General features: G+C 71.9%; 9 protein-coding genes and 4 tRNA genes. 6 read left to right on the top strand and 7 right to left on the bottom strand.

All coding sequences use genetic code 11. The features are described 5' to 3' along the window. Nucleotides 1–50: 50 nt before the first annotated feature. Nucleotides 51–1,355 (bottom strand): HRDC domain-containing protein, encoded by a 1,305-nt coding sequence (locus tag ABID81_RS08135; RefSeq protein ID WP_354594283.1) that lies wholly within the window; start codon nt 1,353–1,355, stop codon nt 51–53. Nucleotides 1,356–1,417: 62 nt separating this feature from the next. Then, nucleotides 1,418–2,014, bottom strand: coding sequence for a DUF3000 domain-containing protein (locus ABID81_RS08130; RefSeq protein ID WP_354594282.1), 597 nt, complete (start codon nt 2,012–2,014; stop codon nt 1,418–1,420). Between the two features lie 110 nt (nt 2,015–2,124). Here ABID81_RS08130 and ABID81_RS08125 point away from each other — a divergent pair, with 110 nt between their 5' ends. Beyond that, nucleotides 2,125–3,342, top strand: a complete 1,218-nt coding sequence (locus ABID81_RS08125) for an alpha/beta hydrolase family protein (protein WP_354594281.1) — start codon at nt 2,125–2,127, stop codon at nt 3,340–3,342. Here ABID81_RS08125 and ABID81_RS08120 read toward each other — a convergent pair. The 3 genes from ABID81_RS08120 to ABID81_RS08110 are packed head-to-tail and all read right to left on the bottom strand — an operon-like array spanning nt 3,300 to nt 5,406. Continuing rightward, nucleotides 3,300–4,055, bottom strand: coding sequence for a dihydrofolate reductase family protein (locus ABID81_RS08120; RefSeq protein WP_354594280.1), 756 nt, complete (start codon nt 4,053–4,055; stop codon nt 3,300–3,302). The two genes, ABID81_RS08125 and ABID81_RS08120, sit on opposite strands and share 43 nt — an antisense overlap. Then, the gene (locus tag ABID81_RS08115; protein ID WP_502915192.1) at nt 4,052–4,510 is read right to left on the bottom strand and encodes a SufE family protein; all 459 of its coding nucleotides are present in this window, start codon (nt 4,508–4,510) and stop codon (nt 4,052–4,054) included. The genes ABID81_RS08120 and ABID81_RS08115 overlap by 4 nt, the downstream gene beginning before the upstream one ends. After that, nucleotides 4,507–5,406 carry a sulfurtransferase gene (locus ABID81_RS08110; RefSeq protein ID WP_354594279.1) on the bottom strand — a complete coding sequence of 300 codons (900 nt, stop codon included), beginning with the start codon at nt 5,404–5,406 and terminating at the stop codon, nt 4,507–4,509. The genes ABID81_RS08115 and ABID81_RS08110 overlap by 4 nt, the downstream gene beginning before the upstream one ends. Nucleotides 5,407–5,580: 174 nt before the next feature. Between ABID81_RS08110 and zapE the strand changes: the two genes are divergently transcribed. Both zapE and ABID81_RS08100 read left to right on the top strand, forming a co-directional pair. Beyond that, nucleotides 5,581–6,597: a cell division protein ZapE gene (zapE, locus tag ABID81_RS08105; protein ID WP_354594278.1), complete on the top strand. Its 1,017-nt coding sequence runs from the start codon at nt 5,581–5,583 to the stop codon at nt 6,595–6,597. A 221-nt stretch (nt 6,598–6,818) separates the two neighbouring features. Continuing rightward, on the top strand, nt 6,819–8,111 hold the full coding sequence (locus tag ABID81_RS08100) for an ammonium transporter (RefSeq protein ID WP_354594277.1): 1,293 nt from the start codon (nt 6,819–6,821) through the stop codon (nt 8,109–8,111). A 165-nt stretch (nt 8,112–8,276) separates the two neighbouring features. On the opposite strand, the gene ABID81_RS08095 is transcribed toward ABID81_RS08100, so the two are convergent. Beyond that, entirely contained in the window at nt 8,277–9,980 is a 1,704-nt protein-coding gene (locus ABID81_RS08095; RefSeq protein WP_354594276.1) for a glycoside hydrolase family 13 protein, read from the bottom strand. Nucleotides 9,981–10,099: 119 nt separating this feature from the next. Further along, nucleotides 10,100–10,175: transfer RNA gene (locus tag ABID81_RS08090), tRNA-Val, on the bottom strand. Nucleotides 10,176–10,349: 174 nt separating this feature from the next. Between ABID81_RS08090 and ABID81_RS08085 the strand changes: the two genes are divergently transcribed. From ABID81_RS08085 to ABID81_RS08075, 3 genes are all read left to right on the top strand, one after another. Continuing rightward, a tRNA-Gly gene (locus ABID81_RS08085) sits at nt 10,350–10,421 on the top strand. Nucleotides 10,422–10,486: 65 nt separating this feature from the next. Beyond that, a tRNA-Cys gene (locus ABID81_RS08080) sits at nt 10,487–10,560 on the top strand. An 81-nt stretch (nt 10,561–10,641) separates the two neighbouring features. Beyond that, nucleotides 10,642–10,713: transfer RNA gene (locus ABID81_RS08075), tRNA-Val, on the top strand.

The following is a 10,713-nucleotide window of genomic DNA, read 5'->3' as shown; positions in this document are numbered from 1 at the left end:
CTCCCGATCTTAGGGACGACGTCGAGGGCCCGAGAATCGTTCGAGCAATCCTACGAAGGCCCGTCGCCCGTCGGCTCGGGCTCTTGGTGGGCGTCGACAAAGGCCTCGGCGACGGCCTCGGCCACGGCGTCGACCTGCCACGCCCGTGCCCCGAGCTCGACCAAAGCCGCCGAGATCGTCGGCGTGTCGAAGGGGATCGGCGGGTCCCAGGCGAGACGGCGGAGGGTCTCGGGCGTGAGCAGGTTCTCGACGGGGAGGTCGAGCCCCTCGGCGATGTCGGTGACGCGCGGCCGCACCGCCTTGTACCGGGCGTCGGCGAGGGGGTTCTTGTCGGCCCACGAGCGGGGAGGCGGCAGCGTGTCGCTGGCCGGGCCGCGGTGCGACGGCAGGTCGGTGGTGGCGCGACCGCGTTCGATGGCCGCGAACCACCGGTCGAGTTCGCTGCGGCTCGCGCGGCCGACGAACTCCTTCAGGCCGGCCAGGGCGCGCTTGTCGGTGGGCATGGCCCGGGTGGCCGCGACGAGCGACGAGTCGGGCACGAGTCGCCCGGGGGCCGTGTCGATCTCGCGGGCGTAGTCGTCGCGGGCCTGCCAGAGCTCGCGGGCGACGGCCAGCGACCGCGATCCGCGCAGGCTGTGCAGCCCCGTCAGGCGACGCCACGGGTCGACGCGGGCGGGCTTGGCCTCGCGGCGCAACGTCGCCTCGAACTCCTGGCGGGCGATCTCGAGCTTGCCCGCGTCCGCGAGCACCGCCTCCATGGCGTCACGCAGGTCGACGAGCAACTCGACGTCGAGCGCGGCGTAGACCAGCCAGCTCTGCGGCAGGGGCCGCGTCGACCAGTCCGCCGCGCTGTGCTCCTTCGCCAGGTGGACGCCGAGCAGCTGCTCGACGACGGCTCCGAGGCCGACCTTCGGCAGGCCGGCGATGCGGGCACCGAGCTCGGTGTCGAAGATGCGGCTGGGGTCGAGGCCCACCTCGCGCAGGCACGCGAGGTCCTGGCTGGCGGCGTGCAGCACCCACTCCTCGTCGCCGATGACGTCCTGCAGCTCGTCGAACGAGCCGATGGCCGGCGGGTCGAGCAGGAACACCCCGGACCCCCGTCGGAACACCTGGATCAGGTACGCCCGTTGCGAGTAGCGGTATCCGGAGGCGCGCTCGGCGTCGATCGAGACGGGCCCGGTGCCGGCCCGGATCGCCTCGACGGCGGCGAGGTAGCCCTCGCGGTCGTCGATGACGACCACCTCGCCGTGGACCGAGTCCGCGGTCTCGACCTGGGGTCGGACGGTCACCCTCGGCCCGACGCCGCCGGGGCCGTCGCCGACGGGTGTTGCCTCGTCTGGTGTCGCTGTGGTCATGTCTCCGCTGTTCCTGTCCGGGGGCGCCGTCGTGGTCCGGTCGCGCCGTTCGGTCCGATGGGTCAGTCCCGCCCGACCCGCCGCGAGGCGAGGAGCGTGACGCCCTCCACCGTCGGGGGCAACCCGGCGAGCGTGCAGATCAGCTCGCTCCAGGCCTCGATGTGCGGGGCCAGGTCGGTGGTGGTGGGACTCCACGAGGCCCTGAGCTCGAGCTGGGCCCCGTCGCCGTGGCTGGCCAACTCACCGTATCCGGTCGAGAGGATCTTCGTGGCGGTCCCCGAGGCCTGGCCGTACGAGGCGCCGCGGGCGTCGAGGCTGTCGACCAACCACGACCAGGCGACGTCCGCCACGAACGGGTCGAGGGCGATCTCGGTCTCGAGGGGGGCCTGCGCGAAGGCGACGACCCGGAACGGCCCGCCCCAGGCCTCGGGCTCGTCCTCGTCGTAGAGGAGCACGAAGCGCCCCGTGCCGAGGTCGGGATCGGGGCGGCCCGCGGCGCCGACCACGTCGCCGGCGAGGGCCAGCGCGTGCGGCGCGAGGCCGCTCGGCGCCGGGATCTCGATCATGGCGAGGGCGTCCCGGGCGGAGGCGCGGTGGACGGACTCGACGGCCGCGGCGAATGCGGGCGGCCGGGTCAACGTCGGGGGGATCTCGGACACCCTCGAAGACTAGGGTCGAACCCGAGGGCGACCCCCGCGGCACGCCGCGCCCGGCTCAGCAGATCCACAGGTCGCCCCGCAGCCACCTGCCGCCGCCCGAGGAGCCGCCCGTGACCCGCCCTGCATCCACCGGTCGAGGGGGCGTCGGCCCGCTCGCGATCGTCTCGATCGCCGTCGGTGGCACCGTCCTCGTGTCGGCGGTGGCCCTCGCGTCGGGTGTCGTGGCCATCGCGCGGAAGATCGTGACGCCCGCGCGTCGGCGACGCGACGACGTCCGGGTCGAGGCACACGACGCCGCGAGCGGGACGGTGACCCTGACCTCGACGCCCGACACGCGCCTCCCCGGCCGGTACAGCTTCTGGTTCGACCGCGGGCGGGGGCACGCCCGCCTCGGCGAGGTCGTCCGGGACGACGGACGACACGTGGTCCGCCGGGTCGAAGGCGTCGAGGGCGGCGACCTCGACCGCGCCCGCCACGGTCGCATCGGCGGGTGGCTGTTCCCGACGCCGCACGACGCGGGCCTGGTCGCCCACGAGGTGTCGGTGCCCACCGAGGTGGGAGCGGCGCCGGCGTGGCTCGTCCCCGCAGCGCACGGCACCCACGGCCCGTGGACGATCGCCGTGCACGGCCGGGGCGTGACCCGCGCCGAGACCATCCGCGGCGTTCCGGTCTTCCACCGGCACGGCGTCACCTCGCTGCTCGTGTCGTACCGCAACGACGGCGAGGCGCCCCGGTCGTCGGACGGCCGGTACGCCCTGGGCGACACCGAGTGGCGCGACGTCGAGTCGGCCCTCCGGTACGCCCTCGACCACGGTGCGACGTCGGTCGTCCTGACGGGCTGGTCGATGGGCGGCGCCCTCGTGCTGCAGGCGGCGACGCGCTCGGCGCTCCGCGGGGCCGTCAGGGGGCTCGTGCTCGAGTCGCCCGTGGTGGACTGGCGGACGACCCTCGCGTACCAGGGAGCGGCCATGCGCGTGCCCCCGGTCGTCCAGGGCCTCGTCCTGCGCCTCCTCGGATCGCCCCTGCTCTGCCGACTGGCCGGCAGCGCCGAGCCGATCGACTTCGACCGGCTCGACCTCGTGGCGCGGTCGGGTGAGCTCGAGGTCCCGGTGCTCGTGCTGCACAGCGACGACGACGGTTTCGTGCCGTCCACGGCGTCGCACGCCCTGGCCGAGGCACGCCCCGACCTCGTGACCCTCGAGGCGTTCGACGTCGCCCGGCACACGAAGCTCTGGAACCTCGACCCCGAGCGGTTCGAGGCGGCGATCTCGGGGTGGCTCGAACGTCAGCGGCTCGCGGGCCCGCCCTCGACCGACCACCGGGCGTAGAGGGTGCTCTGCTCGTCGACGAGCAGCTGACCCAGCACGAGCGACGCCGGGTCGAACCGTTCGCGGCCGAACACCGGCAGGCCGCTGCCGATCACGACCGGTGACGTCGACAGGCACAGCTCGTCGACGAGCCCGTCGCGCAAGAACTGCCCGGCGAGCGACGGCCCGCCCTCGCAGACGAGCGAACGGAGGCGCTGGTCTCGCAGGCACCGCAGGATCGCCGCGGGCTCCAGCCGACCACCGTCGTCAGGCGCGGTCAGCACGGCCGCGGCCGCCCAGATCGCCTCGCCGAGGGTCTCGCGGACCCGGGCCCGGGCGGACGACGGGCAGACGACGACGACGCGCTCGGCCTCGGTCGGATCCATCCGGTGCCCGGACAGGTCGCCGGACGACGTGACGACGACCAGCCGGGACGACTTCGGCACCCGGTAGCCCTCGGCTCGCACGCTGGCCGCGCCGACGAGCACCCCGTCGGCGAGCGCGCGGATCGCCGCCAGGATCGTCCGGTCGGTGGCGTTGCTCAGGGTCTCGGAGGTGCCGTCCGAACCCGCGGCGTCCCCGCTGACCGCGGCGATGAGGTTCAGCCGGAGCCAGGTCTCGCGGGGCGGGTCGTACAGCTCGCGGATCCGCGCGGGCGCCCCCGCGTCGTCGATGTCGAGCTCGAGCCCGACGTCGGTCGGCCGCTCGAGCGCGTGCAGGACGCGCAGCGTCACGCGGCGGCGGTCCGCTCGCGGATCTGACGCTTGGCCCGACCCAGGAGGGCGGTCATGCCCCGGATGCGCAGCGGGCTGACCGCCTCGGTCAGTCCGATGGTCTGCGGGTAGTCGTCGGGGACGTCGTCGAGCACCTGCTCGACCGTGAGCCCGTCGAGCCCCTGGGCGAGGATGGACGCGAACCCCCGCGTCGTCGGCGCCTCGCGGGGAGCCGTGGCGTGCAGGTGGACGCGGCCCTCGGCGACCTCGACGAAGAGGAACACGGGGGACTGGCACTCGACCACCCGCTCGAGCAGGTCGGGGTGGTCGGCGTAGCGCTCGGGCAACTCGGGCAGCTCGTTCGAGAACTCGAGCAGCAGCTGCAGGCGGTTGCGGACGTCGAGGGCGAGGAACTCCTCGCGGATCTCGACGAGTGCCTCGGGCAGTGCGCCGGGGGAGGCGGCCACGTCGGTCACCGGGCCGGCACCTCGCCCGGCTCGGTGCCCTGGACGATCGGGACGCGCACGGCGCTGCCCCACTCGGTCCACGAGCCGTCGTAGTTGCGGACGTCCTCGAAGCCCATGAGGTGCGTCAGGACGAACCAGGTGTGGCTCGACCGCTCACCGATGCGGCAGTAGGCGACGACCTGGTCGCCGTCCGCCAGGCCCGCGCCCTCGCGGTAGATCGCGTCGAGCTCGGCGATCGGACGGAAGGTGCCGTCGTCAGCGGCGGCCTTGCCCCACGGCACGTTCTGCGCGCTCGGGATGTGGCCGGCGCGGAGGGCTCCCTCGTCGGGGTAGGCCGGAGCCGTCGTGCGCTGACCCGAGAACTCCTCGGGCGACCGCACGTCGATCAGGGGCTTGCCGAGGTGGGCCAGCACGTCGTCCTTGTAGGCCCGGATGACGCTGTCGTCGCGCTCGACGACGGGGTAGTCCGTCGGCTCGACCGCCGGGGCGTCGGTCGTGTAGTCGCGCCCCTCGGCCTCCCATTTGGCGCGGCCGCCGTCGAGCAGGCGGACGTCCTCGTGACCGAACAGCGAGAACACCCAAAGGGCGTAGGCGGCCCACCAGTTGTTCTTGTCGCCGTAGATCACGACGGTGCTGTCGCGCGAGATGCCGCTGCGGGCCATGAGGGCGGCGAAGCCCTCGCCGTCGACGTAGTCGCGCTGGACGGGGTCGTTCAGGTCGAGGTGCCAGTCGATCTTGACGGCGCCGGCGATGTGGCCGGTCTCGTAGAGCAGGACGTCCTCGTCGGACTCGACGACGACGAGCCCGGGGGTGCCGAGGTGCTGGTGCAGCCACTCGGTGCTCACGAGTCGCTCGGGGTGGGCGTACTCGCCGAAGCGGGCGGACGTGTCGTGCTCGACGGCCATGGTGTCTCCTCGTTCAGGTGTCGGGATGGGGCCGGCGGCGGGCGACGGGTCGTGCCCGGCGGCGTAGGATCGCCTCTGCTCGGCCCCGTCGAGGTTACGCATGCCGCGTGACCGTCGCCCGGGAACCGTACGACTCTGACACATCCCCGCCCCCACCACCGCGAGGCCGCCGCCATGCCCCCCGAATCCGTCAGCACGCTCGTGTCGTTGACCGACCGCACCCCGACGATCACCGGGGCCGAGATCGTGACGCAGCTCGTGCCTCCTCGTCAGTTCGACGAGGCCTCGCTCGAGAACTACCGGCCCGACCCCGACTTCGCGTCGCAGGCCGAGGCCGTCGCCGCCGTGACGGCGTTCGGCGGCGCGGGTGCCGAGGCACCGAAGAGGGGCCTGTTCCGCAAGAAGCCGGTCGTCCCGGCCGTCCGCCCGGGGCTCTACCTCGACGGCGGCTTCGGCGTGGGCAAGACCCACCTGCTGGCCGCCCTCTGGAACCGCACGACGGGGCGGCGGTACTTCGGCACGTTCATCGAGTACACGGCGCTCGTCGGTGCCGTCGGCTACGCCGGTGCGGCCTCGCAGCTGAAGGGCGCGTCCCTGGTATGCATCGACGAGTTCGAGCTCGACGACCCGGGCGACACGATGATGATGACCCGGTTGCTCGGCGACCTGGCCGACGACGGCACGCGCATCGCGGCCACCTCGAACACCCCGCCCAACGCACTCGGCGAGGGCCGATTCGCCGCGGCGGACTTCCTCCGCGAGATCCAGGGGTTGAGCGACAAGTTCCTCACGCTGCGCATCGACGGCGACGACTACCGACGCCGTGAGGTCGAGGCCAGGGCCCACGTGGTCGACGACGTCGACCACGCCGCGGCCGCCGTCGGGGGCACCGTCTCGCTCGACGACTTCGACGGCGTCGTCCGACACCTCGCGACCGTCCACCCCAGCAAGTACGTCAAGCTCGTCGACGACCTCGACGCGGTCGGCCTGCGTGACGTGCACGTGCTCACCAGCCAGGTCGACGCCCTGCGCCTCGTGGCGTTCGTGGACCGCCTCTACGACGCCCAGATCCGGGTCGTCGCCTCGGGCACACCCCTCGACCAGGTCTTCTCGGACGAGATGCTCGCCGGCGGTTACCGCAAGAAGTACCTTCGTGCCGTGTCGCGCCTGGTGGCTCTCACCTCGCTCTGACGACGTCCCCACCCGGTGCCGGGCGATCGGAAACACGTTGTTTACCTGAGCCCGGATCGTGTTACATCGGGGAAACAATCCCGCACACGGACCGAAACCTCACCCCGAGACACTGGGGGCCGCACCGGACGAGAGCGTTCGTCACCACAGCCCGCCACCTGGCGCGTTCGACCTCGACGTCGGTGCCTCCCCGACTCAGCAACTCGAGAGGTGACCCGTACATGGAACTCGACCAAGGCAACACCGCCTTCCTGCTCATCTGTGCGGCGCTCGTGCTGCTCATGACCCCCGGCCTGGCCTTCTTCTACGGCGGACTCGTCAAGGCCAAGAGCGTGATCAGCATGATGATGCTGAGCTTTGGGGCCATGGGCCTGATCGGCGTGCTGTGGGTGCTCTTCGGGTACTCGATCGCGTTCTCGAACGGGCCTGAGGGCCCCGCGGGCACGGACAGCTTCATCGGCATCGACGGCGTCCTCGGCTTCGACTGGAAGACCCTAGGCCTCCAGCAGCTGTACACGGACGCCGTCGCCGGCGGCAGCGGGGCCTACCCGACGATCGCGTTCGCGGCGTTCCAGGCCACCTTCGCCATCATCACGGTGGCTCTCGTCTCGGGCGCCATCGCCGACCGTGCCAAGTTCGGGGCCTGGATGGTCTTCGCCGGGGTCTGGGCCACCGTGGTCTACTTCCCCGTCGCCAGCTGGGTCTTCAACTTCACGCTCGGAGACGACGGATCCGTCGTCGACGGCGGCTGGATCGCCAGCATGGGCGTCATCGACTTCGCCGGCGGCACCGCGGTGCACATCAACGCCGGTGCGGCCGGTCTCGCCCTCGCCCTCGTCCTGGGCAAGCGCGTCGGGTTCGCCAAGGGCGCCGACAAGCCGCACAACCCTCCCTTCGTGCTGTTGGGTGCGGGCCTGCTCTGGTTCGGGTGGTTCGGGTTCAACGCGGGGTCCGAGCTCGCGGCCGACGGGATCGCCGCCGTCGCCTTCATGAACACCATCGCCGCTCCCGCCGCCGCCATCATCGGCTGGCTGGTCGTCGAGAAGGTCAAGGACGGCAAGGCCACGTCCGTCGGGGCCGCGTCGGGCGCCGTCGCCGGCCTGGTCGCCATCACGCCGGCCTGCGCCACCCTCAGCCCCCTCTGGGCGATGGTCCTGGGCCTGCTGACCGGTGCCGTCTGCGCGATCGCCATCGACCTCAAGTTCAAGCTCGGCTTCGACGACTCGCTCGACGTGGTCGGCATCCACCTCATCGGTGGTCTCATCGGCACGCTCTACATCGGCTTCTTCTCGACCGACTACGGCCTGTTCTTCGGCCACGGACCCGCGCAGCTCGGCATCCAGGCCCTGGCCGCCGTCGTCGTGCTCATCTACTCGTTCGTCCTGGCCTACGTCATCGGCTTCGCGATCGAGAAGACCATCGGCTTCCGGGTCAAGAACGAGGACGAGGTCGCCGGCATCGACCTCGCCATCCACGGCGAAGAGGGCTACGTGCTCGAGAACTCGCGCGCCTGACCCTTCCTGCACGACGAACGGCCCCGGTCCTCGGACCGGGGCCGTTCCGCGTCCGCCGGACGCGTCCCGCGACAGAGCGCAGGAGGCGCGGTGCGGGATACCCTCGCACCGCGCCTCCTGCGCGTGGTCGCGTCGTGGGCCCGGGCCCGACTCGACCCGTCGCCCTCAGGCCTGCGAGAACCAGACGGTGGTCTCGCCCGGCACCTCGGTGACGCCGGCGAGCGTGTCGTGCAGCGGTTCGCTGGAGGCCAGGACGCGGGCGCCGGCGGGCAGGTCGACGGGGCCGCCGCCGAAGTTCGTGAGCGAGTGCCAGCCGTCGTGCCGGGAGAAGTGCACGACCTCGTCGGAGGCGTCGTCCGCCCAGCGGAGGCTCTCACCCTGCTGCAACTCGCGTCGCAGGGCGAGCGCGCGACGGTAGATCGACAGGGTGGACTCGTCCTCGTCGTCCTGCACCGAGACGGCCAGGTCCTCGAACCACTCGGGCTGCGGCAGGTGGGGTGCGTGGTCGCCGAAGCCCAGGGCGGGCTCGCTGGTGTCCCAGGGCAGGGGCACCCGGCTGCCGTCGCGGCCCTTCCGCCGATGGCCGGTGCGGATCCAGACGGGGTCCTGCAGGTCGTCGGGCTGCAGGTCGGCCACCTCGAAGAGGCCGAGCTCCTCGCCCTGGTAGACGTAGGCCGAGCCGGGCAGGGCCAGCATCAACAGCGTCGCGGCCCGCGCCCGACGCAGGCCCGCGTCCGGGTCCAGGGTCGGTCGACGACCGTCGCTCAGGACGAAGGCGTCGAGGTCCTGCCCCTTCGGCAGGCCGTAGCGCGTGGCGTGCCGGACGACGTCGTGGTTCGAGAGCACCCAGGTGCTCGTCGCCCCGCTGACGGCGGCCTGGTCGAGGGTCGACGCGATGATCGTGCGGAACTGCTCGGCGTCGAAGTCGGCCCGGGTCAGGGCGAAGTTGAAGGCCTGGCCGAGCTCGGTGGGGCGAGCGTAGAGCGGTACGCGCTCGGGCTGCACCCAGGCCTCGGCGACCGCGCTGCGGGGCGGGTCGTACTCGTCGAAGACCCGGCGCCATCCCTCGAAGATGGTGTGCACCTCGTCGCGGTCGTAGAGCGGGTCGCTGCCGTCGACCGGCAGCACCGAGCGTTCGGCGGCGTCGCGCAGAGGCTCGGTCAGGTCCTTCGCCAGCCCGTGGGCGACGTCGACCCGGAAGCCGTCGACGCCGCGGTCCGACCAGAAGCGCAGCGTGTCCTCGAAGTCGGCGCGCACCTCGGGGTGGCTCCAGTCGAGGTCGGGCTGCTCGGGGGCGAAGAGGTGCAGGTACCACTGCTCGGGCGTGCCGTCGGGGCGGTGCAGACGGGTCCAGGCGCCCCCGCCGAAGTTCGACGCCCAGGTCGACGGGGGAGTGTCTCCGCCGTCGCCGAGGCCGTCCCGGAAGACGTATCGGGCCCGGGCGGCGCTGCCCGGGTCAGAGGCCAGGGCCTCGCGGAACCACGCGTGCTCGCTCGAGGTGTGGTTGGGGACGATGTCGACCACGACCTTGATGCCGGCGGCGTGCAGCGCGGTGACCATCTCGTCGAAGTCGTCCAGGGTGCCCAGCCGCGGGTCGACGTCGCGGTAGTCGGCGACGTCGTAACCGCCGTCGGCCAGGGGTGACGGGTAGAACGGGCTGAGCCAGACGGCGTCCACGCCGAGCCGCCGCAGGTACGGGACGCGCGAGGTCACGCCGGCCAGGTCGCCGAGGCCGTCACCGTTCGCGTCGGCGAAGCTGCGCGGGTAGACCTGGTAGACGACCGCCTGGCGCCACCAGTCGGCGTCGGTGGCGAGGGAGGGGCGGTCCGGGGAGGCGCGCGCGGCAGGGGAGTCGGGGGAGTCGGTCATGGGGTGAGGATGCCACGACTCGGGCGACCACGGCCCGCACGACGCCCGGGGCCGGGAGGCGACGGGTCACGCCGGTGAGACGACGAGAGGCCCTGCTTCCGCAGGGCCTCTCGCGATGGTGGTGGGCGATACCGGGCTCGAACCGATGACCTCTTCCGTGTGAAGGAAGCGCGCTACCAACTGCGCCAATCGCCCGTGTGGGACTCGACGATGCTAGTGCATCGCGGGCCGGGAACGCCATTCGGCGCACCGCGGCACGGCTCTCGTGGACCGTGCCGACCACGGTCCGAGACACGAACATCCCTCGATTTGGTTTCTGCCCCGGGGTGTGGGTATTGTTCTTTTGCACGCAGAAATGCAAAGCGAAATGCGGATGTGGCGCAGCGGTAGCGCATCACCTTGCCAAGGTGAGGGTCGCGAGTTCGAATCTCGTCATCCGCTCGAGTGTAATGCTCACCAGAGGGTGGTCCACCGACTGGTGGCCTCCCTCTGGGGGCTACTCGTATGGTGGAGTGGCCGAGAGGCGAGGCACCGGCCTGCAAAGCCGTTCACGCGGGTTCAAATCCCGTCTCCACCTCCATACGATCAAGACCCTGGTCTAGACTCGATGTGGTAATTGAATAGGGCGGTTCGAGATCCTGATCTCGCATCGCAGAAGCATGAGCGATTGGCGCAGCGGTAGCGCGCTTCCCTGACACGGAAGAGGTCGCTGGTTCGATCCCAGTATCGCTCA

Origin of the sequence: Frigoribacterium sp. PvP054, assembly GCF_040547465.1 — a bacterium.
Taxonomy (GTDB): Bacteria; Actinomycetota; Actinomycetes; order Actinomycetales; family Microbacteriaceae; genus Frigoribacterium.
Note: the sequence above shows the minus strand (reverse complement) of the source record. Positions and strands in the feature narration are given on the sequence as shown.